The sequence below is a fragment of the bacterium genome (assembly GCA_023135785.1).
Taxonomy (GTDB): Bacteria; CAIJMQ01; CAIJMQ01; order CAIJMQ01; family CAIJMQ01; genus CAZNJA01.
On the sequence record JAGLSL010000062.1, the window covers coordinates 1 to 23,645 of the forward strand.

Sequence of the window (23,645 nt, forward strand, 5' to 3'; positions counted from 1 at the left end):
CTTTGGTCTTTAGTCTTTGGTCTTTAGTCTTTGGTCTGTATTTTAGAAAATGATACCTTTAAAAAACGATATCCCAAGAAATACTTTCCCCTTAATAGTCTTACTGCTTATTCTAATTAATATCCTTCTTTTCTTTCATGAAATATCTTTGGGAAAATCTTTAGAGTTATTTATAAAAAATTACGGCGTCATACCTGTAAATTTCTTTTCCAACAAAGCCGACTTATTTTCGAGGGGCTATACTTTAATTACCTCAATTTTTCTTCACGGAAGTTGGATGCATCTTTTGGGAAATATGTGGTTTTTATGGATTTTTGGTAAAGACATAGAAGACAGGCTTGGGCATCTACGCTACATAATTTTTTATTTGGTATGCGGGATAGCAGGAGGATTAGCGCATATTTATGTCAATCCCGCTTCAGCTATACCGACTATAGGAGCTTCGGGAGCAATCTCGGGTATTCTCGGCGCTTATTTTATTCTTTATCCTTTTGCGCGCATTCTTACTGCAGTGCCAATTTTCACGAAGTCCCCCCTGTTTGTTTTCGCCCAGCGGAAACTAGGGGGGATCTTTTTTTATTTTATAAAACTCCCTGCTTTCTTTTTCTTAGGGCTATGGTTTCTTATACAGTTTTTTTCTGGAACATCGTCTATATTAACCGAATCAACCTCAATGGGAGAAGTCGCCTGGTGGGCACACATAGGAGGGTTTGCTGCCGGTATAATTCTTGTCCCGTTTTTTTTAATAGGAAGAAAAAGTAAAACAAAATAATTAATTGTTTACCCCGTTAGAGATGAAAAGAAGAAACTATGAATTGTCTATCGCTTCAGAAATAAAAGGGGAATGTCCCAAGGTTAAGTGTGGTTCACGGTCGCCATATGGCGACCTATCTCTAAACGGGGGTTTATTCAAAAGTCGCAATTCTTCTTAAGAAAGCTATTTCGTCAAGACACTTACCTGCGCCAACTGCCACTGCAGTGAAAGGGTCTTCAGCCATAGCCACGGGAAGCCCTGTTTTTTCAGCAATTATTTTATCCAGCCCTTTAAGACAAGAACCTCCGCCGGCTAAAACTATACCCTTATCAACCAAATCCGCAGCTAATTCAGGCGGTGTTCTTTCCAATGTTTCTATTACCACTTTTAGAATAGCCTCCACAGGAGGTTTTAAGGCTTCTCTTATTTCTTCCGATGAGATAGTCAATGTTTTAGGAAGTCCCACAACCAAATCTCTTCCTTTTACTTGGATAGTTGTCTCTTCTTCTTGTGGAAACGCAGAACCTATTTTTATCTTGACATCTTCTGCTGTTCTTTCTCCGATCATTAGATTATGTTTATCTTTCATATGTTGGATTATTGCTTCGTTCATTTCATCTCCTGCAATTCTAATCATTTGACATTCCACAATTCCCGCCAAAGAAATGACTGCAATTTCACTTGTCCCGCCGCCAATATCAACAACCATATTCCCGCCCGGGGTTTGAATCGGCAAACCTGCGCCGATAGCCGCAGCCATGGGTTGTTCAACTAAATATACTTCCCGAGCACCTGCTTCTGTCGCGGATTCCTTAACAGCTCTTTTTTCAGCTTCAGTAATGCCGGACGCTATGGCTATTACCACTCTGGGACGGATAAGTTTTCTTCTACCATTGGCTTTGTTTATAAAATATCTCAGCATTGCTTCCGTCGCTTCAAAATCGGTAATTACTCCATCTTTTAAAGGTCTTGTAGCCACAATAGAAGCAGGAGTTCTTCCAAGCATTTCTTTCGCTTCATTCCCTACCGCAAGTATGGTTTTAGAACCCTTATGAATAGCTATAACTGAAGGTTCAAACAAAACAATACCTTTACCCTTAGCATATACTAAAGTATTGGCAGTGCCCAGATCTATACCCAGGTCATTAGAAGAAAAACCCCAGATACGATCAAATATCATATTATTACCTCCCGTTTTTTTAATTAAATATTAATTTCCTAAATATCCGCCGTAATTATATCCTTTTTTATAAAAAAAGCAAAACAAAATAAAATATAGTATAATGTCGACCGATATGTTGAGGTCTCTATTAAAAACAAAAATAAACGGCGCTACCGTTACCCAAACACAACTTCATTATGAAGGAAGTATCACAATTGATGAAGAAATAATGGAGCAAGCCAATTTACTTCCCTTCGAAGAGGTTTGGGTATTGAATGTAAACAATGGCACGCGTTTTGTCACTTACTGCATAAAAGGAAAAAGAAATAGTGGGGCTATATGTCTAAACGGCCCTTGCTCAAGATTAGCTCAAGTAGGAGATAAAATTATGATTGTCTGTTTTTCTTCCTTTTCGCAGGAAGAGGCAAAAAATCATAAGCCACAATTGGTCTATCTTGATGAAAAGAATAAAATCACTAATCACTAATTCCCGAAAATCTTTTTATCTTCTTTAATTGGAAATTGGGAATTAGATATTAGAAATTTTTTGTTTAAGCATTAGCATTCTTCTCTTATACTTTGAATTGTCTCTGCTTTTCCGTCTTCATTAACTTGAATAATTACCGCATTTAGCAAACCTGTTCCTGAAGAAGGTTTCATTCTGTAGGGAATTCCCGTAAGAAATCTTTTTAAAACAATATCCGCTTCAACTCCTATTATAGAATCAATTGCCCCGGTCATCCCCACATCGGTAATATATGCGGTCATATCAGGTAAAACGCAAGCGTCTGCGGTCTGAACATGAGTATGGGTTCCTATAACTGCGGAGACTTTGCCGTCCAAAAACCTGCCCATAGCTACTTTTTCGGATGTTGCTTCTGCATGAAAATCCACAATTATTATAGAGGTATGTTTTTTTATTAAAGCAATTTCTTCTAAGGCTTTCCTAAAGGGACAATCTACAATAGGCATAAAAACTCTACCGGATAAATTTATTACACCTACGGATATTCCGTTATCTGTTTTTGCAACACAAGCGCCGCGACCTGGAACACCGGGCGGATAATTTGCGGGTCTTAGTGTATTTTTATCATTATCAAGATAAGGAATTATCTCTTTTTTATCCCAAATATGATTGCCTGAGGTAATAACATCAATTCCTAATTCGAAAAGATCCTGGGCTGTTTGGGGCGTTAAACCTACTCCTCCGGAAGCATTTTCTCCGTTTGCTATGCAAAGATTAAACTCTTTCTTATGGCAGGCAAGATAATTTTCGACTAAGGTTCTTCCTGCTCTGCCAATTATATCTCCTATCACCAGAATTTTTATCATCGTTTATAGTTTATAGTGTATGGTTTATAGTTGTGTTGTATTATTTTCTATAAACTATCAACCATACACTATTTCTATTATTTCGCGTAATCTATCGCTCTTTTTTCCCTAATAACAGTAATTTTAATCTGCCCCGCATACTCCATTTCTTTTTGAATTTTCTGGGACAAATCATGAGCCAAAACAGCAGTCTGGTCATCGTTAATCGCTTCTGGTTCAACCATTACCCTGACTTCTCTTCCAGCCTGAATGGCATAAGATTTTTTAACACCGTCAAAAGAGTTGGCAAGGCTTTCCAGTTTTTCTAATCTCTTAATATAATTTTCCAGACTTTCTCTTCTTGCTCCGGGTCTTGCAGCAGAAATTGTATCAGCCGCCTGTAAAAGTGCAGCGTAAACATTTGAAGCAGATGTTTCAGCGTCATGATGACTTTTAACGGCATCGATTAAAACAGCCGATTCGTTGAATTTTTCCGCTAACTGAGCGCCAATTTGGGCATGCGAACCTTCTACTTCATGGTCAACCGCTTTACCCAAATCGTGCAAAAGCCCGATTCTTTTGGCTAATTTTATATCTAACTTTAATTCTCCTGCCATTATTCCCATCAGAAAGGCCATTTCCACAGAATGTTGCAATACATTCTGTCCATAGCTTGTTCTATACTTCAGTCTACCCAAAAGAATCTTTTCTTCAGGTTTTAAATCGTGTATGCCCAATTCAAAACAAGCTTTTTCTCCTTCTTCTCTGATAGATGCTTCCATTTTTTCTTTAACTTTGGTTACGACCTCTTCAATTCTGGCAGGATGTATTCTCCCGTCTGAAATCAATTTTTCAAGAGACATTCGGGCAATTTCCCTTCTAACCGGGTCAAATCCCGACAAAGTTACAGCTTCAGGCGTATCGTCAACAATAACATTTACCCCTGTTGCGTTTTCTAAAGCCCTTATATTTCTGCCTTCTCTACCGATAATTCTTCCTTTCATCTCGTCGGATGGCAAAGCAACTACCGAAGCAGTGCTTTCTACAACCTGATCCATCGCAATTCTCTGAATGGAAAAAGATATAATCTCCTGAGCTTTTTTCTCGGAAGTTTCTTTTATTTCATCTTCCATCCTCTTGGTTAAAATTGCCTTTTGCTCTTTGAGCTCTTGTTCTATCCTTTCAAGAAGCAATTTCTTAGCTTCCTCTTCAGAAAGAAGAGAAATCCTTTCTAAATTAGTTTTCTCTTCCTGTATAATTTGTTGCAAATCATTATCTTTTTCAAGCAGGACTCTTTCCTTATCTTTAATTCTATCTATCCTTGCTTCAAACTCCCTTTCTTTTTGCTCCCACAACTCTAATTTTCTGTCTAAATTCTCTTCCCGATGTAAAATCTTTTCTTCTCTTGCGAAAAGTTCTTGTCTCCTTTTTTGGATTTCCGCATCGGATTTAGACCTTAATTGATATAATTCCTCTTTAGATTCAAGTTGCAGTTCTTTGCGTTTTGTCTCTACCTGGCTTTCCGCATCAGCAATTAGCTTTTTGACCTGTTCTTCGGCTCTTTTTATTTTTCTTTCGCTTGCGAATTTTCGGAAGAAATACCCGACAAAAAATAAGGTTACTCCTGCGAACGCAGAAATAACCAAAAATTTAATTGGCAATCTAATCACCCCCTTTTAGCCCCAAACCAGAGCAAGCTCGATTTAGGGTAACACCGCAGAGGGGATTAACATTTCAAATCCTGCCCAATAGACAGAAAAATTCTAAATAAAGAGATTCTTCAAGGAATAACTTACTGTCTTTTTGCTCATTTCTCTCTACCGAACTTCCCAGTTTGCCAAAAGGCAAGAAAATTTTCAAATTTAAATGTTAAAACCTATTTAGTTTGTTCTCTATATTAAATCAATAATCTTTTTCTCTGCGGTAACAGAAGAATTATAAAAAATAGAAGAGTAAAAGTCAACCCCGTAAGAAATTACGGTCGTCTAAAGGCGACCTATTTCAACGGGGTTAACCCCGAACCCGTGTCGCTTTTGCAGCAGGCGAGAGAACAAACTCGGGTTAGAGACAAATTTTACCTTCAAAGACAGTATTTGCTGCATTTTTGAATACAATTCATACGAAATTCATCCACAGAGAACCTAATTTCCAAAACCCTAATGCTTCGTCAAGACGAATCAGACCCAATAGATTTTCTGCCGATATGTTCAAGCAAAGCAATTATGACAAAGATGACAACGGCCTGCAGTAAAATTACAGTTGCGCCTAATCTTCCCACCGTAAAAAGAAGCGTGGCATTTATTCCTATACAAAAAGTAACCAGATAAATAAAAGCAACCGCCTGCGGTTGAGTCATACCAAGCCGAACCAATCTATGGGAAAAATGATTTTTATCGCCAACAAAAAGAGGTTTTTTCCGAGATAATCTAATCAAAATAACCGAAACCGTATCAAATATAGGTACTCCAAGAATAAGAAGAGGCATAACTACAGGCAAAAGCGTGGGATTCCCTTTAGAATAAAAGGTGGACATAATAGTTAAAGTCGCTAACATAAATCCGAGCCACATACTTCCTGCATCACCCATAAACATAGAGGAAGGATACCAATTAAAAATGAGAAATCCCGCTAAAACGCCTGCAAAAATTACCAAAATAGAAGAAGTAAAAAGCTGATATTGTAAAGAAGTAATCCCAACAAAAATTAATGTAGCAACCAGAGCTACTCCGCAAGCTAATCCATCCATATTATCCATAAGATTAAAAGCATTCATAAGAAGAACAAACCATAAGACGGTAAGCAACCCCCCGAAAAAAGTATTTGGCATAAAAAGAGTAATTCTTACTCCTAAAGAAACCATAAGAATACCGACAACAGACGTAGAAAAAAGCTTGACATAAGCATTCATGCCCTTTATATCGTCTATCAAGCCAATAATCATAACTAATGTCCCGCCTAAAACAATTGGCAATATTTTAAAAACCACTCTTTGCAGGGGGGGTATTATCCCTATAATGGATTGCGGCATAAGCAACTTAAGACCGGGAGAATTCCAAAAAAATCTCAAGATAACTATGCCGACCACAATTGTCAGCATGAGAGAGAAAAAAAGTGCCAATCCGCCGAGAAGCGGTTTCGGCAATGTGTGAACTTTTCTTTCAGAAGGAATGTCCAAAATATTGAATTTTAAGGCAATACTACGAAATAAAGGTGTTAATATCAGTGAGAAAAGAAAAGAAATAGCGAAAAGACCAAAATAGATAATTATCCACATAGTTTTCCCTCACTACAATTTAAAACAGTCGATAGTTTGTGGTTCTTCCGTTTTTGCTATCAACTATAAACTATCAGCCATCAACTTTTTTTTATAGTATTCAATTACGTCTTTTACTATATCTTCCAAAGATTTTGTCGGTTTAAACCCGATTGTTTTAGAGATTTTTGATATATCGGGAACTCTATATTTCAAGTCTTCAAAATCATCACCGTAAACTTGTCTATAAGGAATATATTTAATTTGAGATTTGCTTTGAGTAAATTGCTTAACCATTTCGGCTAATTGAGAAATATTAACAGGATGAGGACTGCCCAAATTAAATATTTCACCATTTGTATTCTCGTTTTCCATAAGAGAGATTAAACCATTGACAGTGTCTTCTATATGGATAAAACTCCTCAATTGTTTTCCATCGCCATATACAGTTATCGGCTCACCTTTTAACGCCTGTTCGACAAACCTTGGAATAACCATACCATATTCTCCCACTTGTTTGGGACCGGATACGTTGAAAAGTCTTGTTATAACTATGGGCAACACTTTTTCTTTATGATAAGCAATAGCCAAAAACTCATCTGTTGCTTTGCTGGCAGAATAACTCCATCTTAATTTTGTGGTTGGGCCCAGTATTCTGTCGGATTCCTCATTGAAAGGATAATTTTCGCTTTTGCCATATATTTCCGACGAAGAAGTAATAAGTACCTTTTTTTTATCATGAGACGCAATTTCAAGAACATTTTCTGTCCCTTCAATATTAATTCTTATGGATTTAATAAGATTTTCCATAATATATTTGACCCCAACTGCTGCCGCAAGATGATAAATTATCTCGCATTTATCTATTAGTTCTTTCAATAAGTCTTTATCTAATATGGAGCCCTGCTGGAAATGGAATCTGGGATTATTTAAAAGGTGGGATATATTTTCTTTACTGCCCGTGGAAAAGTCATCAATTGCAAATACATCATTGTCTTCTTCTGAAAGTAAACGTTCCACTAAACTAGAGCCGATAAAACCGGCCGCGCCTGTCACCAAACATTGCATTTTGCGCTCTTCCTTTTAATTAAAAAATGAAATTGTCGACATATAACAATAACTCAAAAATAGAATATCACGCATAAAGAATCTGCTGCTCTTTTAAAAAGAGCAGCAGATTTTATAAAACCCTTAGGATTAATTGTCTTGCCTGCTTGCTTCTACGCTACCTGCTCTAATATAAAATCGGAATATTGAGCAGACAGGCAACCACCTATATCTTGCTAAGTTTGTCTAACCGCACCTTTTTTACAGAAGGTTTATTAATCATATTCGGCATCCAATCAGGCGCATTATCAGGTTTTTTTACTTTCACTACTTTACCCTTAAAAACATGTAATCTCCACTTGCCGTCTTTTTTTCTTGAATGTTCTCTTAATTTGATAAGACCTTCTTTATCCTTTAAACCTCTTGAAGCGGCTTTTAATGCAGCAGCTCTCGGCGACCTGCCCGTAAAAACATGTTTCTCCTTACTGCCTATTCTTAAAGAATACTGTTTAACTGTATCCATAGCTCTACCTCCTTTTGTTAAAAATTAAGGCTGTTTCAAAATAATCTAAAAGCTTTCCAAATCATCTGCGGATTAACAACCCCTATGCACGCTTGTTTATATCCTTATATCAAAAAGAAACAGCATTGACAAGTCTTGTTTTTTATTTCCCTTTCAAAAAAGTAGAAATTTTTTTAGAAAAACTCGTTATCTTTTCACTGCTTGGATTCAGTTGAAGAGCTTTTTTTATACATGCGCGCGCTTGAACATAATCTCCGTTTTCAAAATACCACATAGCCACCATATAATACGCTTCCTCTTTTTTGTTATTGAACATCAACTTCAATATCTTTTCCCATTGGTTTTTACCATATACCTTTTCTATTACCTCTTTGTTTTCCACGATATATCTTACTGCAAGCTTGTTACGCTTAAATTTAGGTAGCATTGGCTTGAATAATTTTAAAGACGTTTCGAATAATTCTTTGGCAGATTCTATTTCTTCGGGCATTTCTCCTTTAATCTTCACAATCAATTGCTTGAAATCATCCAAAGCTTCCGACAATTCTTCGTCGGTTTTGTTAAATCTTTGTCTTACTACATGGTCGTATTGTTCCAAAACATAGATATGTTCCTTGAAACTCATAAGTTGGTGAAAAATCAGATGAATTGCGCGTTCAAAAGCTATTTCGTGCGTAAAAAATTGATGAGGCCTGTCTAAAAGATTATGCGTCAAATCTTTCAAATTCCAAAGCGGACCCTTTTTTTCTTCCGTCCCCACCCACTGGGCAAAATGAACAAATTTAATTTTCCCTTCGCTTTTAAACTTCCGATATTCTTTTTTAAAATTCAAATAAGCGTTAAAAAATTGTTGGATGACATCTCTTAAAAACTCATCCCTCCTTTCTTCTAACCACATATTATCTTTCTGTTCCATTTTTCACTCCCTATACAAAAAAGCCTATGGTTTATAACTTATAGCAGAAACTATAAACCATAAACTATCAACTTTCAACTCTCAACTATTTTCCCGTCTACAATTCTTATAATACGGTCCATCTTAAGCGCCAACTCTTCCTGATGGGTGGCTATAAATAATGCCCCCCCCCTATTTCGTATTAAATTTAACATAAGCTCTACAATTTTTTCTGCCGTTGTCTTGTCAAGATTACCGGTGGGTTCATCCGCAAATAAAATTATAGGATTATTCATTATAGCTCTGCCAACAGCCACTCTTTGCTGCTCTCCGCCGGATAAAGCATATGGATAATGAGAAGCTCTTTGTGTAAGTTTTAATTCTTTCAGAATTTCTTTTGCTTTTTCTTTGACTTCGAATAAAAGTTGTTTATCTATTAAACCTGGCAACATGATGTTTTCTAATGCAGAAAGTTCGGGCAATAAATTAAAAAACTGAAACACGAACCCCATGTCTTTTTTCCTCAAATCAGCTCTTTGTTCGTCTGAAAATTTGAGAATATCCTGTCCCTTCCAATAAATTTTGCCTTTAGATGGTCTTTCCAGTCCCGCTAAAAGACAAAGAAGAGTAGATTTACCCGCGCCCGAAGAACCCAGCAAAGCAATTGACTGGCCTTCGTAAATTTCCAAGTCAATTCCTCTTATCACTTCCAAAGAACTTTCACCTACCCGCCTTGACTCACCCGCCTTGACTTGCCGATTTCGGCGAGGCAGGTCGTCTTCGGCGAGGCAGGTCGGATAACTTTTGTGTAAACCCACGGCTTTTATTAAAGGCATATTACTCATTGGTTATTCGTTATTAGTTATTTACCCCTGTTCCGACGTTACGTCGGGGCAGGAATTACTATTTACCATTTACCATTTACTAATTACCAATTTACTCATATCTTAAAGTCTCCCCAACTGTTAGCTTAGACGCCCGCGACGCAGGATAAATCGTTGCAAGAAGACAAATAAATAACGCCAATAATCCCACTACGGCAAACATCGTCCACTCCAGTTTAATGGGCAAATAAGACATAGAATATATTTCTTCGGACAAAGCAATAAAATGATATTTTTTGAGCAATATCCCAAGAACAAGCCCTGTAACGCAACCTAATACTGCCCCGCAAAAACCTATAATCAAACCCTGATATAAAAATATTTTTCTTATATCGGCAGAAGTAGCTCCTATTGTTTTAAGTATTCCTATCTGTCTTTTCTTTTCCATTACCATTACGATTAACGTGGAAGCGATATTAAAAGACGCAACAATTACGATAAGAGTAAGAATAGTAAACATCGCTATTTTTTCTAACTTCAACGCTTCAAAAAGTGTTCTATCCGTTTCCTGCCAGGTTCTCACTATAGCAATAGAACTGAGAACCTCCTGCAATTTTTCTTTTACGGCTGGCGCCTTAAATACATCTTCTATTTTAACCTGAATCCCATCGTATTCGCTTCCCAGAGCGAGCAAATCCCGAGCATCTTCCAAAGATAAAAACACAAGCGAATTGTCATATTCATACATCCCCGAATTGAAAAAACCTTTGACTTTAAACTTCTTAACTTTTAACTGCGTGGAAATAAGAGATACTTCGTCGTAACCAAAGAGACCTAAACCCTTCGCAAGTTCTTCGCCGATTAAAATACCGCCGTCTCCCAAATCAGTAAATTCTTCAGCACTTGTTTGCGGCTCAGAAATAAAATCATCCAAAGCCGGTTTAATATATTTCTTTAAATCCGTAACTTTAATTTCTTTCTGGAAATCAATGCCTTTAATTATTATTCCCTTAGCTCTTTCACGATACTGCAAAATCCCTTCACCCCAAAGAACAGGGGAACTGGCAACGACACCATCCACTTGCTCTATTTTTTCGATAGCTAAAGATAAACCGTTAGAATCAGGAGAAAACATATTGACAACAATATGCGGTTTTAATCCCAATATCTTGTTTCTTATTTCTTCGCTGAACCCATTCATTACACCCATAACGACAATAATCGCCGCAACACCAAGCGCAATACCCAATATGGAAATGAAAGTAGCAAAGGAAAGAAATCTCTTCCCCTTGCTCTTCATATGCCTGATTGCAAGAAAAAATCTGTAATCCATAGGTTTTAAAGATAAATCAAAAATTAAAAATTAAATAGCAAATATATCCCCTGCAATCTGAAAGATTGCGGGCCCCTAGAGATGCAGAGCATCTCAGGGATTTAGTCCCCGAAGGAGAGACTTAATCCCGGGAATTCTTCGAATTCCACGGGGCAAATCAAAATTCAAAAATAGACCAAACACAAAAGACCGAAGACTTTAGACTAAAAACTTAAAACAAATATTAAAAATGAAAAATCTCCGAAGGAGTCCGCTCTCCGACATAACGTCAGAGCATCGGACAAAAATCTTTCCAACTACTATGTCACATCATTTCCGTAAAAATATATTGCCTGTCTATCATTAACTGTCATTGCGAGGAAGCGCAACAATCTCTAAAAAAGCGTATTCATGATTTAATCGAGGACTATTTATTTTTTCCAAGAGTCTTGCCTCTTTATACTTTCTTTAACAGTTCAAAATATTCTTCTCTTGATATATTGGCTGTTCTTAAATTATTTTTGATGATAAAAACAGGAACTGCCGGCCAATTGGGGATTACTACAGGTCTTGATAACCCGGATTTGGTATAAACAAAGTGGTCGCCTTTAGTTCTTACACGTCTAAATCCCTTCTTCTCGAAAATTTTACACAATCGTCTTGCAGGAATAGACGTAATTCTTGGCATACTAACGCACTCCGACTAACTCAGTCGCAATCATTTTCGGCGCTATCCATCTATTCCCCACTTTCTCATATCCAGACTCTTTCAAAATATCTTCAACCGTTCCCATTTTTTTCGCTTCTTCCAAAAAAAGTTTAACCGCTGTCTTAAGGTTTTTCTTTGCTTGCTCAACCGTTTTTCCGCAACTTGAAATATCCAATTCATGAGAATAAGCGACAAAGGTTTTTCCTTCCTTGAAAACAATCATATCGAATTCAATCGGGAACATATAACTTCTCCTTTTTTGCAACATTATATTCCTTTGCAGTTTAATTGACAATAAACTATTTCCTTAATCATCCTTTACAAATCCCATTCCAGTCATGCTTTTGTCATTCCCGCCTTCTTTGTCATTGCGACCCGCCACCGCTTCAATGGCGGGGAAGTAATCTCATTCCCTTCTATTATTTTCACCCTTCATATGCCTAATTGCTAGAAAAAATCTCCGAAGGAGTCCGCTCTCCGACATAATGTCGGAGCATCGGACAAAAACTCAAAACAATGAAATGAAGTTGCTTTCTTGTTTAAACATTTCTTCTGCTTTTTTCCCAGAATTCGCGAACACTCAAAATACTGATGCCCTTGAATTCTTTTATTGAAAGTAAGTGTTTGTCGCCTGTTATTATAACATCTGCTTTATCTGCCCAAGCCGTGCCAAGAATTTCCAAATCTTTCGGGTCATCGCAAGCATCTGCGGGAACTTTCAGAGGAATTACTACTTTCGCCTCGTCGAACAAGAATTGCCTATGCTCTTTTGTCTTTTGTTTAGGTAATTTAAATTTTTCTTCCAGAGCCCTTACCACTTCTTCAATTATAAACTCGCTGATTATAATTTTATGTTCAAAAAGACAATGAGCAAAAACCTGCGCGCATAATCCTTGAGTGCCAAAAGCAGAAACAATCACGTTCGTATCCAAGACAATTTTCATTTATGTTTTTATAAATCCGACAAGAGTTATTTGTCTAAAATATCTTCATCCGTAAAAAAGCCCGCTCTTTCAGCGTAAGGAACAGTCTCCGCCCTTAATGCTCTAAAACGTTCCACAGCAAGGTAGCGCCGAACAGCTTCCCTGACTAACTGGCTTACGGTAAGATTTGTCTTCTTACTTGTGGACTCTAAATTATTCCTTTCTTTTTTAGATAACCTAATCGTAATAGTGTCGCTCATTGTCTTACCTCCATAAGACATTATAACACAGATAAACCATAGTCCAAATAAAAACAGTAAAAAAATGGACCTTAGACTAAAAACAGACTAAAGACAAAAGACCAAAGACTATAGACCTTGAAAATTAAAAATTAAATATCAAAAAGCAAAATTTGACACTTGACAAATGTCTGACAAATGTCTAACATTTGTCTAATAATAGAAAACGTCCCTCCTCAATGACAAGAGCCCCTGGGCTCTGTCCGTAAAACGGGGTAGTTGGGGAGGTCATCTTTTATATGCATAATATTGCTTTTTCCCTTTACCAAAGATAGGGAATTCCGATTTTATAATGTGTTTCGCCAAAACATACGACCGCTCGTCGGTTGATTCCCACTTCCGATAAATAGCCCAGCAAAAATAATCCGCGGCTTGGTTGCATAGGTCAAACTTTGAATTGTGAAAATATAAGGCGAATGGGACTTTTGCCTGATGTTTGACAAGCGATTTGAAGGCCTGTTTGAGAATGCCTCTTTTCTTTTTATCAAATAAACTGCTGAAGACTACAACAACATGGTCAAAATCATGCCACACAGCACGGTTAAAAGCATATTTGAGCAGTGCTTCTCCCATTACCTTATAAAATTCTAGCGGCTGCTTATGAAATGTTGGGTTGGCTTTGTTTTTCTGCGCGATAATTGAATCAACTCTCATTTGGTGATTCGTTTTAGAGATTATCGAGAACACATTATTTCGCACTTCCTGTGTATCTTCCGATGCGTGAAAGTATCCCTGTTCTGCCATACTTGTTCCGCAGGCATAGTTCGGCAGTAAATCATATCTAAGTTTCAATAAAGATGAACCGATATCAAAAGGATTCATAGTGCTTAGCACTGTCAAAACAAAGAACTTCGTCCCGTTCGGACTAAAATCAAAATTGCCTGATTCATCTATAAAAAGATAAAGCGTGTTCATGATTTGATCTATAACTTAAATGTCAAGATTTGACCCTCTCGACTTCTCTCGACTTTTGACCCTCTCGACTCTCTGATAATATTCCCTTACGATTGAAGCTGTCTGCACAGACAATCCAAGAATGGTAAAAACTAATGCGACAAAGTAAAAGTCAAACTTCTGAGAAAGCTCTCTGGAGATTATAATATTCGAGTTCTCTTGGTTTTTGTCAGTCATCTATTGGTCACCCATTTTTAATTTCTTCAATTCCGCATCAATCCAGCTTTGAGCGTCTTTTTCGTCTTTCTCAATCGCTATTTCAACACCACACTTGGCGACTTCAAACAGGGATTTTGATAATTTCTTCACCTTATACATTTCAATAATTTTCTCTTTAATCTGTTTTTGTGTTTCCGGTTCAATTTTAGGCAATATAATTTTTGACAGTTCATCTTTGCCGATTGCCGTTAAAATTGTTCCTTTACAACCTTTCTTAAGCTGCAATTGCCCAACTTGCATTTTAAGCAAGACAAGTAACGTTTCAGAATTTATTTTGTCGGAAATTATTACAAAAAATCCAGTGGAGCATAAAGCATTTTCCCAATCCTCCGTTATCAAAGCAATACTTTCAAGTGAACCTTCAATTGACGAAATAATCAAATCACCTTTTTGTACTTTTCGGCGCGCTCTTGACGGCAATTCATTTCCAAAGTTTTCCGTGTATCCTTTAATTTCGCCGTTTGATGATATGTTAGCAAGTTCAATGTATTTATATTGTTCGCTGTCTTCCGGCATAATTTTTTTGTCTTTGATGTTTACCAAACTCCCCAATTCATCAAATCCACCTGTGTATTTTTTCACCGCTTCAATGATTTCCTCGTATTTTGGCTGAAAATATTCTGCGTCAAAACGTTCCGATTCTTTCGTATCGGAAAAGTTTTTGATAAAAGAAATTCCATGTTTCGGTTTCCGTTCTAAAAGTCCGAGTTCAGAAAGAAGCAGTTGCTCGGCTTGGAAATAGAGGGATTTAGATTGGTCAATAAGACTATTAGCTTGATTTATAATTTTTGAAATTGTCTTCTGAAATTCGTTGCTAAATACAGGAATTTTAAATTTCCTAATTCTTATTAATGCAAGTTTTGGTTGTGCTGTTCCTACCTTTTCTCTATGGATTTGAATTTGTCCATGTTTAGAAAGTAAAAATACAAATAAAAATTCCGGGATTATACTCTCCAAGTTTGTTACTTTGGCACAATTTTCAGTTAAATTGCATTTTAAAATATCAAATTTAACTAATCCAACCTCACCGATTGAATTCCCAACTATTGTTAGTAAGACGTCATCTTTTTTAGTTTGATATCTTTTCAAAGTCTCGTGTAATTTGAACGATATTTTAGGAGAATTTTCATATTGCACAAAACCATTTTTTATATCTTCAGCTCTAATGTAAGGAATCCCATCATCCGAAAAATTTTCGTTAAGCGGTAATCTTTTCCCCCCGTTCACATTGCTAATTTCGAATAAAGTAGAATTTCGGTGTGAATTTACTAATTCAAGAGAATTTAAAAAATCTGGTCTGAAATAATCAGCATCAATTCTAAAATCAGAATTTTCTTTTACCGTTTTATAATTTACAACTGAATATTGCATAATTTAAACTTTTAAATCCAAAGTTTTAACAAGCCAATCTATTAGCTTCCGGGCATTTTTAAAATCATCTTCTTTGTATACAATTTTGCCGTTCAATAAATCTTCAAACTCTCTTGCGATGCCAACTTTTGACACACTTTCCTCGTTGTAGTTCTCTTTCACAAACCCCTCAACCTTTTTATCTATTTTAAAATCGTTTTTAGATTGATATTCTTTCTCCCCGCCATTAACAAGTGTTATTAGTTTATCTTCCACCAGCCGCTTTATGTATTTATTGACTGCTTGCTCATATAATTTGCGAGGTAATAAGTCCTGAATTGTTATAGCGTTAGAATTAAAAGTTTTTATTTCTTCACACTCTTTTTTATCTACATACTTTTTTAATTTGTTAAGAATTTTTTGGCTATCACTATCAATTAGGACGACTAACGGACGTTCCTCGTCTTTTACAATCTTAGCCATAGCAGGTAAGTTTGCGACTCCGCCAGAATCCATAATAGAAAGTAAATTTACATCGATATCTAGGTTATCTTTTTTGATAAAAAATTGTAATAAGCAGAGAATATATATAACATCCTCTGGGCCTTCCACTATCAGTGTTTTATCTGCGAAATAAAAACTATCAGAGAGTACCATTCCAAGTGACGTTCTCATATGTCGCCAGTTTGCAGTAAAACCTTTTGTATTGATTGTGGTGCCGTCTTTTTGCTTCTTTTCTACAACACGGACTCTCTTTTCTTTTAGCCTGTTTATCATGAACGGGGAATGTGTGGAGTAGATAATCTGATTCGCCTTGCCCAATCTTTCAAGATACTGAAGCAAATCTTTTTGCCCTTTAGGATGCAAAAATAACCCTGGCTCGTCTATGAGAAAAAGTGAATTTTTTAAATCGCTGTCGTGATATGCCCTATATTTAAGAAAAAAAGAAAAAAACCATTTAAACCCACGACTTCTTGCTTTAAAATCAACATAAGTGTTTTTGTCTTCAATATCTATTAAAAGATTTTCGCCTTTAGAGTCGCGTATTATTTTAATACTGATATCATCTTTTAATCCCTGATACCAAGCCTTCTTTACAGCCTTTGTTATTTTTTCTGGAGCTCTGTCTAGTAATTGCCTAATTTCTATATCATCAGTAAATATACGTTCTTTTTTCTCTTGCAACTCACAAACCTTGAGAAGCCCTTGTATAATTAAATTATCTTCCGATTTTAATATTTCTCCTTTTGGGATAACAGATTCCAAACGATCATTAAATTCATCAAAATATATTATTTTGCTACTAAAATCATTTGAGATAAAATTATAAATTGCCTCATTTGTATCTTCATCTGGACAGTTTATCCTATAATATGATTTATCGTCTTCTTCCTTGATAAATCGCTCATATTCAATATTCTCCGGAACATCTTTTAATTTAATAATCTTTTCGGGCTTTCCTTCGGATGTGGTGCCGTCTTCATTTTGTATAGTAGTAGGTAGGTATTTACTCTGCATGGTTTCTTGTACCACTTTTTTATCCTCTTGATTGAGTTCAAGGAAAAACCGAACTGAGGGACAATATTTTTTTGCTTTGCCATCAATTCTTTTATCTTTTTTAATATCAAAGGGTGTACCAGTGTTGAGGAGAGAGATAGCCGCCAAAATATTAGATTTCCCATGTTCGTTTGCGCCAACTAATGTAGTAATATTATCTTCAATTACTAAATCCATTTTAACTATTGAACGAAAATCTTTAATTTTAACTCGTTTTAATTTCATAATTTATTTCCAAAAACTTAATTTTTCTTTCTTTGCCCATTCAATAAACGCCTCTGCTACGCCGTCGGGCAATTCTCTGTCGTGATTATGCAAGTCATGGTTTATAACCATATGTCCATTTTTATCAAGCTTCGGTTGCCCATTGCCGTTTTTGACGACCACATATTCGCCTGAATTGTCCTTGCCTGATTTTTCGGACACCGCAAAGAAAATCGGATAATCGTCAACTTTGGGACAAAGCGGACCCACTTTGGGGTTATCGTTCCATTTCTGTAGAAAAAGAACGCTAGTTTTTGTTCCGGTATGAGGTTTGAATGTATTTACATTCAGCCCTACCACTGCCAAAATTCTAGCTCTTTCTGCGATATATTCACGGATGTTTTTATCCGAAGTATTATTAAATCTGCCTTGTGGTAAAACAATCGCCATTCTTCCGCCAGGTTTCAAAAAGTTCAGGTTTCTTTCAATAAACAAAATATCACGACCGACTTTTGCTTTCGGCTTGTTTTTGTCGTTATAGCCAAGGTCGTATTTATGAATGATACGGGATTCTTTTATATCGCCGGCAAACGGAGGATTAGCCATGAGAATATCAAAATTAAATTCTTTGTAAGAGTTGGGAGTTCTTTGTAGGGCTTCAAGTCGCTTTAAGCCCCCGCCATAAGCGACAAGCCAGTCGCGATTATTGATAACTTCATTCCAACGGTCATAATCAAGGTTATTAAGATGTAAAACATTGGTGTTTCCGTCGCCTGCAATTAAGTTTAGAGTGCGTGCTACGCGCACGACTTTTTCGTCAAAATCGATGCCAAATACTTTTAACACATTTTCTTTTTCTTCTTCGGATATTTCAGCGTTCGTAAATAAGTGTCCTGTCATATAAAAAATCGTATGCACAGGAAAACCGCATGAACCCGCTGCGCTATCAATCATGTATTCGCCTGCTTTTGGATTAAGCATTTTTACGCACATGTCAATCACATGACGCGGCGTGAAGTATTGTCCTTTTTCGCCTCTTGACGATTTGCTGACCAGATATTCAAACGCCTCGTCTATGATTTGCAGATTTGAATTAAAAAGTTTTATGTCCTGCAAACTGGAAACACTAATAGAAAGATGGGAAGGGGAAAGTTGGATTTGGCTTGCTTCGTCAAAAACTCCGGGCCATTTAGCTTTGGCTTCGTTGAAAAGTTTTTGGATTTTCTTTTTAAGCTCTCCTTCCGACTGTCCTGTGTTTCTAAATTCCAATACTCTGAAATTACTGTCATCAATTCCTTCCACAATTTTCTTTAGGTCGTCATAAGATTTTTCTTTCGCTTCCCCGTATTTAATATGAGGTTTCTCGGCAATCATTATCGGGAACCCTTTCTTTTCCAGAAAGTAATTAATAATTTCTTTATCTTTACGGCTTTTATGTTCGTCGTATAATTTGGTAAAGATGAGTTTAAAGACCTCTTCGAATACATCAACACCGGCATTTGCCAAGACTTCGTCTTCCATTTCCTGAATAATATCTTTAAGTGATTTCCCTTCGTTGGGAATTTTATCTTTAATGATTAAATCCTTAAGCGTAAACCTTTCTTTTAAAATATCTTCAAGCGTCTGGTCGGCATTAGGAATGTCGGTAATGTCTTCGAAATAATTCGGGTCTTTGCGGTTATAATGAGAAATTTGCCCGCCGTTTGTCCAAACGGCAATCGGCGCGCCGGTAGCGTTGCAATATGATTTTAGTTGTTCCTTGCCGTCCAAGAGTTTGGGTTTTTTGACTTCAACGATGATGTATTCAACAGTCGGGCGGTCTTTGTCAAAAACAACTATATCTGCGGATTTTGTTTGTCTGCCAAATTGGATAGGGTGTTCAAATCTTATCTGTTGTTTTGGATAGATGTAATCTTTCACAAGTTTGGAAGCGTAAAGTTGGCGGACGATTTCTTCGGGCTTTAACTGGATTTCTTTTTCACGGATGAGGCATTCAACATAAGGTTTATCATTTTTCAGAACAATCTTTTTTTCGAGCGTAGCAACTTCGTCGGGAGTAAAGATTGAGAGGTTATAACTTGAATCCTTAAGAATGGAAGCAAGCGTTATTTTATCTTTACCGTTTGCCATGTTTGTTTTTCCCTTTTTTATTTCCCCTTATTATACCTATTTTGGCTTTGAGTAGTTCTTTTCTCATATTGCTTTTATCACCTCAAAAACCAATTCCCAAAATTTTTCTGCTCCATACAAAATAACCTTATTTTTGAGAAGTTCTTTTGCGACATTATTTTCTCGTTCTCTCAACATATTTAGAAAACTTCGAGGCTCTGAAATGAGGGGGGATACTTCAACTCCATACCGCCGAGAGAGAGACACGCATTCATTCTCTATTATTTCGTCATATTTTTCTTTTGATGGAACCAATACAAAAAGGTCAATGTCGCTACTTTTAATTTGAGTAGATTTAGCAAAAGAACCATAAAGGATAATGGATAATAAATTGTAATTAGTTTTTTCCGGAAGTCCCGCAAGCAGTTCTTTGGCAATGGAATCTATTTTCTCTCTGCCAGCAAGAAATTTTTGCGCTTCTTCTGTGGATATTTTAACGAAGCTTGAAACTACTGTGGGGTTTTCGTAATTCGGTTTACAATACTTGCGCCTGCCACTGACATTTATGGAAATTATTCCCTGTTTAGCAAATAATTCTATTTGTTTATGAACATAACTGTAAGAAATTTCTATGTTTTTGGCAATTTGGAGGATGGAAAATTCGCCGTTAATATCTTTGTAGAATAATTTTAAAATTTTTTCTAACAGCATATTAATTATCACTTTCAGTGATATTGGTCAAGGCAACTATTTTTACATTTTGATATGCCTGCCTGCTTGCCAATAGGTTGCCTACCAGCTTCGTAGCAGGCAAAGGTCTGTGGTCTTTTGTCTTTTGTCTGTTTTTTAGTCTAATGTCTATGGTCTTTGGTCTCTCTTTTTACATTTTCAGTATGCCTGCTCGCCGTTTATTAGGTGTGTATCTTCTGTTCTCTGTCTTCTGTCTTCTGTTCTCTGTTCTCTGCTTGCCCCGTTGAAAGTCGAAGACTTTCTTTCGGGGTCTTCTGTCTTACTCACGCTTCCGGTCTCAACAGCGGGAACAGAATAACATCGCGGATGGATTTGGAATCTGTAAGAAGCATTGCAAGTCTATCTATTCCTATTCCCAAACCTGCGGTAGGCGGCATGCCAAATTCAAGCGCCGTTATGAAATCTTTATCAAGAGGATGCGCTTCTTCGTCCCCCTTATCACGCATTTGTGTTTGTTTCTTAAACCTGTTTTCCTGCTCTCTGGGGTCGTTTAACTCTGTGTAAGCATTGCCCAATTCAAGCGATCCGATAAACGGCTGGAATCTTTCGACTATTTTTCCTCCACTGCCCTTCTTTTCTTTCGCCAGCGGAGAAAGCTCAATCGGAAAATCGGTCACAAAAATCGGTTGGATAAAATTGGGGATGGCGAATTTTTTAAATAAAGAATCTAAGACGTGCCAGAATGAATCGTCCGCATCAACGCCTTTTTTCTTAGCTTCCTGTCTTATCTTTTCTTCACAGTCAGCTTCCACATTTATCCCGCAATATTTTTTAAACGCTTCTGCGTATGTAATTCTTTCCCATTTTTCGGGGAAAGAGATTTTCTGCGACTGATAGACAATTTCTTCACTGCCTTTGGTTTCTTTAACTAATTCGTTTATCATTTGTTCGGTAAATTCCATTAGAACTTCGTAATCTGCATACGCCCAATAAAGTTCCATCATCGTAAATTCCGGATTATGTCTTGTGGAAGTGCCCTCATTTCTGAAATTTCTGTTTATTTCATAGATTTTTTCATATCCTCCGACAATTAATTTTTTAAGATAAAGCTCAGGAGCAATTCTTAAATAAAGGTCAATATCCAAAGCGTTATGGTGCGTAATAAACGGCTTTGCTAAAGCGCCTCCGGGAAGTGGCTGCATCATTGGCGTTTCTACTTCTATAAAACTGTGCTTATTTAGAAAACTTCTCATACCGGTTATTATTTTGCTTCTTGTAAGAAAGATATCTTTAACTTCACTGTTCATCACCAAATCCAGATACCTCTGTCGGTATCTTGTTTCCACATCCTGCAGACCATACCACTTTTGAGGAAGCGGATTTAAACACTTTGCCAAAGGCAAAAGTTCTTTTGCAACAATAGTAACCTCGCCTGTCCTTGTTTTAAAAACTTCACCGCTTACACCTATATGGTCGCCAATATCCAATAATTGTAAAATTTCATAAGTTTCTTGCCCAACCGTATTCAACTTGTAGTAAACCTGAACCTTAGAATCTTTATCCTGAATATCCATAAAAGTCGATTTGCCGTGCTCTCTAACACTCATTATCCTGCCTGCGACTTTTACGGGTTTGCCTTCAATTTCTTCGAATTGTTGATTGACTTGGCTTAACGAGTGAGAAATTGAAAATTTATTACTAAAAGGCTTTACACCCTTTTCTTCCAATTTGTTTAGCTTTTCTTCTCTTACCTTCGAAAGTTCGTCTCGTTCCATATTAACCTCAATTAAAAATGTAAAAATTAAGCATAAAAATTATCCCCCTGCAATCTGGAAGATTGCGGGGATTTAATCCCAGGAATTCTTCGAATTCCAAGGGACAAATTAAAGTGTAAAATTAGACAAAAACAGTGACCAATATCATTTATTCCCTATCAATTTTTCTTTTTGAATTTTGATTTAATATAGCGAATTATAGAAAACCCTTGCCATATAAGTCAATTTTGATAAATTCTATTAAATACTCGTTTTGCGCGTCTGCCCATCATTTTTGACGGTTAAGAGTTGAGGCGCTATTGACAGCCGTTGTAAAATGGTAATTGAGGATAAGGTAGAAAATGAAAAACTTGGAGTTTATTGTTCCCCAAAAAGCTTATCAAAAAGCGGATCCAAAGGGGAAAGTAAAAAAGGAAAGTGTAATAGACCCATGCTTGCATCTTGTCAGAAGCCTAAGCCAACTTATGAGCACAAATAAACTTTATGGAACTAATCACAAAATATTCAAAGAGCATTTAAAACAAGTCTTTCCGGAAGTCAACAAATTGTTGTTGGAAAAGAAATCTATTTCTTTTTTTGAAACAGATAATACTCTTTTAGTAAACCGCAAAAAGATTGAAGCTAACGATGGATTGACTAAACGGCTCCTGAAAAGTCTTTGCGATCTATCGGTGGGATACCTAATATTAGAATCAGGGCTAACCCCTGAAGAATTTATGATTTTTATACGCCTGTTATGTAACGAAGAACCTCTAAAGGGAGAAAAAAATATAAAGCAATACTTAAAAGAAAAAGGGGCTAACCACGTACTTGTCAATTCTGCTACTTACAAATTAATTGAGGAAGACGAGAAAGTTGTAAAAAAAGACGAGGTTCTGGCAATTGAAGAGCTCTCTTTTGAGATACGTAATAGATTTTTACAAGATTTGAAAAACGGAGAGGTAGGTAAAAAACTCGTAAAAGAAGAACGAAAATATAGAGAGTTAGCCCACGACCCTTCTTTCCTTTCTAAGGCAATATTTGATTTAGCCAAAGATAAAGATAACCCCGAAGACCTTGCAAAAGTTATTTGGTTGATTGGCGACTATATGATAGGTGAAATTGATACCGCTAGAGAAGAAAAAATTAATCGTATAGCAATAGAGAAACTAAAAAAACAGATATTCATTTTATGGAGAGAGAAGATAAGTAAACCAGATATGGAGAAACATATTCAAAAAACCTTTACCGCAATAAGTCTTGCTTCAAAGATTAAAGGATTAATCTTGCTTTATGAAAAATATATAAAAAACTTGAGGAAAACTGCAGCCCAAATTCAGAAAATATCAGAAACACTGCCCAAAGAAAGCCAGTTATATCAGCAAACAAAAGAAAAATTAGACAAAATCGGCTTATTCCCTCCCCAAAAAACGAATAAATAAATTCACCCATCTTTTATATAGCAAAACCACCCGTTTTTAGTATCTATTGCAATCTTTTAAAAACAATATGCTAAAATATTTTTATATAACACAGTTCAAACAAGAAAAACGAACTAATTCCAATAGATGAAATCAAATATATATATGCCCAGAACTTACAGAAAAACTTCCAAGCCAAAAGACCTTTATTGTTACGAGATAAAACATAAGGAAAGTGACCTGTTTATAAGTTCCGGGGGAAACCTTAAAGACACGGCTTTGAAAAGTTTAAAAAAACACAGAAACCAGATTGAGGAATATATAGAAAAAGACCCTCATTTTGCATCCGCTTTGATTCCTTATAAACTTTTAAAG

General features: G+C 36.4%; 23 protein-coding genes. 4 read left to right on the forward strand and 19 right to left on the reverse strand.

Annotation, left to right across the window (positions count from 1 at the left end; all coding sequences use genetic code 11):
• Positions 1 to 49: 49 nt before the first annotated feature.
• The gene (locus KAS42_04885; protein ID MCK4905551.1) at positions 50 to 772 is read left to right on the forward strand and encodes a rhomboid family intramembrane serine protease; all 723 of its coding nucleotides are present in this window, start codon (positions 50 to 52) and stop codon (positions 770 to 772) included.
• Positions 773 to 905: 133 nt separating this feature from the next.
• Here KAS42_04885 and KAS42_04890 read toward each other — a convergent pair whose 3' ends face one another.
• Positions 906 to 1,934, reverse strand: coding sequence for a rod shape-determining protein (locus tag KAS42_04890; GenBank protein MCK4905552.1), 1,029 nt, complete (start codon positions 1,932 to 1,934; stop codon positions 906 to 908).
• A 115-nt stretch (positions 1,935 to 2,049) separates the two neighbouring features.
• On the opposite strand from KAS42_04890, the gene KAS42_04895 reads away from it, so the two are divergent.
• On the forward strand, positions 2,050 to 2,403 hold the full coding sequence (locus KAS42_04895) for an aspartate 1-decarboxylase (GenBank protein MCK4905553.1): 354 nt from the start codon (positions 2,050 to 2,052) through the stop codon (positions 2,401 to 2,403).
• 71 nt (positions 2,404 to 2,474) lie between these two features.
• Here KAS42_04895 and KAS42_04900 read toward each other — a convergent pair whose 3' ends face one another.
• The 18 genes from KAS42_04900 to lysS all read right to left on the reverse strand — a co-directional run bounded on the left by KAS42_04900 (position 2,475) and on the right by lysS (position 21,870).
• Positions 2,475 to 3,245: a TIGR00282 family metallophosphoesterase gene (locus tag KAS42_04900; protein MCK4905554.1), complete on the reverse strand. Its 771-nt coding sequence runs from the start codon at positions 3,243 to 3,245 to the stop codon at positions 2,475 to 2,477.
• An 80-nt stretch (positions 3,246 to 3,325) separates the two neighbouring features.
• Positions 3,326 to 4,897: a ribonuclease Y gene (rny, locus tag KAS42_04905; protein MCK4905555.1), complete on the reverse strand. Its 1,572-nt coding sequence runs from the start codon at positions 4,895 to 4,897 to the stop codon at positions 3,326 to 3,328.
• 497 nt (positions 4,898 to 5,394) lie between these two features.
• Entirely contained in the window at positions 5,395 to 6,501 is a 1,107-nt protein-coding gene (locus KAS42_04910; protein MCK4905556.1) for an undecaprenyl/decaprenyl-phosphate alpha-N-acetylglucosaminyl 1-phosphate transferase, read from the reverse strand.
• Positions 6,502 to 6,564: 63 nt separating this feature from the next.
• Positions 6,565 to 7,548, reverse strand: a complete 984-nt coding sequence (locus tag KAS42_04915) for a GDP-mannose 4,6-dehydratase (protein MCK4905557.1) — start codon at positions 7,546 to 7,548, stop codon at positions 6,565 to 6,567.
• A 205-nt stretch (positions 7,549 to 7,753) separates the two neighbouring features.
• Complete coding sequence (locus tag KAS42_04920; protein ID MCK4905558.1) at positions 7,754 to 8,050, reverse strand: chromosomal protein MC1; 297 nt, start codon at positions 8,048 to 8,050, stop codon at positions 7,754 to 7,756.
• Between the two features lie 142 nt (positions 8,051 to 8,192).
• A complete protein-coding gene (locus KAS42_04925) occupies positions 8,193 to 8,966 on the reverse strand; it encodes a tetratricopeptide repeat protein (GenBank protein ID MCK4905559.1) in 774 nt (257 codons plus the stop codon).
• 74 nt (positions 8,967 to 9,040) lie between these two features.
• Positions 9,041 to 9,781: an ABC transporter ATP-binding protein gene (locus tag KAS42_04930; GenBank protein MCK4905560.1), complete on the reverse strand. Its 741-nt coding sequence runs from the start codon at positions 9,779 to 9,781 to the stop codon at positions 9,041 to 9,043.
• A 100-nt stretch (positions 9,782 to 9,881) separates the two neighbouring features.
• Entirely contained in the window at positions 9,882 to 11,102 is a 1,221-nt protein-coding gene (locus tag KAS42_04935; GenBank protein MCK4905561.1) for an ABC transporter permease, read from the reverse strand.
• Between the two features lie 436 nt (positions 11,103 to 11,538).
• Complete coding sequence (locus tag KAS42_04940) at positions 11,539 to 11,769, reverse strand: type II toxin-antitoxin system HicA family toxin (GenBank protein MCK4905562.1); 231 nt, start codon at positions 11,767 to 11,769, stop codon at positions 11,539 to 11,541.
• Position 11,770: 1 nt separating this feature from the next.
• Positions 11,771 to 12,034 (reverse strand): hypothetical protein, encoded by a 264-nt coding sequence (locus tag KAS42_04945; protein ID MCK4905563.1) that lies wholly within the window; start codon positions 12,032 to 12,034, stop codon positions 11,771 to 11,773.
• Between the two features lie 295 nt (positions 12,035 to 12,329).
• Positions 12,330 to 12,734, reverse strand: coding sequence for a putative toxin-antitoxin system toxin component, PIN family (locus KAS42_04950; GenBank protein MCK4905564.1), 405 nt, complete (start codon positions 12,732 to 12,734; stop codon positions 12,330 to 12,332).
• Positions 12,735 to 12,760: 26 nt separating this feature from the next.
• Positions 12,761 to 12,973: a ribbon-helix-helix protein, CopG family gene (locus tag KAS42_04955; GenBank protein ID MCK4905565.1), complete on the reverse strand. Its 213-nt coding sequence runs from the start codon at positions 12,971 to 12,973 to the stop codon at positions 12,761 to 12,763.
• Between the two features lie 267 nt (positions 12,974 to 13,240).
• Positions 13,241 to 13,927: a DUF3800 domain-containing protein gene (locus tag KAS42_04960; GenBank protein ID MCK4905566.1), complete on the reverse strand. Its 687-nt coding sequence runs from the start codon at positions 13,925 to 13,927 to the stop codon at positions 13,241 to 13,243.
• A 216-nt stretch (positions 13,928 to 14,143) separates the two neighbouring features.
• Entirely contained in the window at positions 14,144 to 15,556 is a 1,413-nt protein-coding gene (locus tag KAS42_04965) for a restriction endonuclease subunit S (protein MCK4905567.1), read from the reverse strand.
• 3 nt (positions 15,557 to 15,559) lie between these two features.
• A complete protein-coding gene (locus KAS42_04970) occupies positions 15,560 to 17,317 on the reverse strand; it encodes an AAA family ATPase (protein ID MCK4905568.1) in 1,758 nt (585 codons plus the stop codon).
• 3 nt (positions 17,318 to 17,320) lie between these two features.
• Entirely contained in the window at positions 17,321 to 19,426 is a 2,106-nt protein-coding gene (locus KAS42_04975; GenBank protein MCK4905569.1) for an N-6 DNA methylase, read from the reverse strand.
• A gap of 63 nt (positions 19,427 to 19,489) precedes the next feature.
• Entirely contained in the window at positions 19,490 to 20,116 is a 627-nt protein-coding gene (locus KAS42_04980) for a nucleotidyltransferase domain-containing protein (protein ID MCK4905570.1), read from the reverse strand.
• A 302-nt stretch (positions 20,117 to 20,418) separates the two neighbouring features.
• Positions 20,419 to 21,870: a lysine--tRNA ligase gene (gene lysS, locus KAS42_04985; protein ID MCK4905571.1), complete on the reverse strand. Its 1,452-nt coding sequence runs from the start codon at positions 21,868 to 21,870 to the stop codon at positions 20,419 to 20,421.
• 341 nt (positions 21,871 to 22,211) lie between these two features.
• Here lysS and KAS42_04990 point away from each other — a divergent pair, with 341 nt between their 5' ends.
• The gene (locus tag KAS42_04990; GenBank protein MCK4905572.1) at positions 22,212 to 23,291 is read left to right on the forward strand and encodes a hypothetical protein; all 1,080 of its coding nucleotides are present in this window, start codon (positions 22,212 to 22,214) and stop codon (positions 23,289 to 23,291) included.
• Between the two features lie 126 nt (positions 23,292 to 23,417).
• On the forward strand, positions 23,418 to 23,645 hold a 228-nt coding region (locus KAS42_04995; protein ID MCK4905573.1), incomplete at its 3' end, for a UPF0280 family protein.

Coding starts and splice junctions, on each gene's coding strand:
- KAS42_04920 (MCK4905558.1), bottom strand. CDS start 8,050: ATGGATACAGTTAAACAGTATTCTTTAAGAATAGGCAGTAAGGAGAAA.
- KAS42_04935 (MCK4905561.1), bottom strand. CDS start 11,102: ATGGATTACAGATTTTTTCTTGCAATCAGGCATATGAAGAGCAAGGGG.
- KAS42_04980 (MCK4905570.1), bottom strand. CDS start 20,116: ATGCTGTTAGAAAAAATTTTAAAATTATTCTACAAAGATATTAACGGC.
- KAS42_04945 (MCK4905563.1), bottom strand. CDS start 12,034: ATGTTCCCGATTGAATTCGATATGATTGTTTTCAAGGAAGGAAAAACC.
- KAS42_04975 (MCK4905569.1), bottom strand. CDS start 19,426: ATGGCAAACGGTAAAGATAAAATAACGCTTGCTTCCATTCTTAAGGAT.
- KAS42_04955 (MCK4905565.1), bottom strand. CDS start 12,973: ATGAGCGACACTATTACGATTAGGTTATCTAAAAAAGAAAGGAATAAT.
- KAS42_04895 (MCK4905553.1), top strand. CDS start 2,050: ATGTTGAGGTCTCTATTAAAAACAAAAATAAACGGCGCTACCGTTACC.
- KAS42_04965 (MCK4905567.1), bottom strand. CDS start 15,556: ATGCAATATTCAGTTGTAAATTATAAAACGGTAAAAGAAAATTCTGAT.
- KAS42_04925 (MCK4905559.1), bottom strand. CDS start 8,966: ATGGAACAGAAAGATAATATGTGGTTAGAAGAAAGGAGGGATGAGTTT.
- KAS42_04930 (MCK4905560.1), bottom strand. CDS start 9,781: ATGCCTTTAATAAAAGCCGTGGGTTTACACAAAAGTTATCCGACCTGC.
- KAS42_04950 (MCK4905564.1), bottom strand. CDS start 12,734: ATGAAAATTGTCTTGGATACGAACGTGATTGTTTCTGCTTTTGGCACT.
- KAS42_04910 (MCK4905556.1), bottom strand. CDS start 6,501: ATGTGGATAATTATCTATTTTGGTCTTTTCGCTATTTCTTTTCTTTTC.
- KAS42_04940 (MCK4905562.1), bottom strand. CDS start 11,769: ATGCCAAGAATTACGTCTATTCCTGCAAGACGATTGTGTAAAATTTTC.
- KAS42_04885 (MCK4905551.1), top strand. CDS start 50: ATGATACCTTTAAAAAACGATATCCCAAGAAATACTTTCCCCTTAATA.
- KAS42_04890 (MCK4905552.1), bottom strand. CDS start 1,934: ATGATATTTGATCGTATCTGGGGTTTTTCTTCTAATGACCTGGGTATA.
- KAS42_04990 (MCK4905572.1), top strand. CDS start 22,212: ATGAAAAACTTGGAGTTTATTGTTCCCCAAAAAGCTTATCAAAAAGCG.
- KAS42_04970 (MCK4905568.1), bottom strand. CDS start 17,317: ATGAAATTAAAACGAGTTAAAATTAAAGATTTTCGTTCAATAGTTAAA.
- KAS42_04915 (MCK4905557.1), bottom strand. CDS start 7,548: ATGCAATGTTTGGTGACAGGCGCGGCCGGTTTTATCGGCTCTAGTTTA.
- lysS (MCK4905571.1), bottom strand. CDS start 21,870: ATGGAACGAGACGAACTTTCGAAGGTAAGAGAAGAAAAGCTAAACAAA.
- KAS42_04960 (MCK4905566.1), bottom strand. CDS start 13,927: ATGAACACGCTTTATCTTTTTATAGATGAATCAGGCAATTTTGATTTT.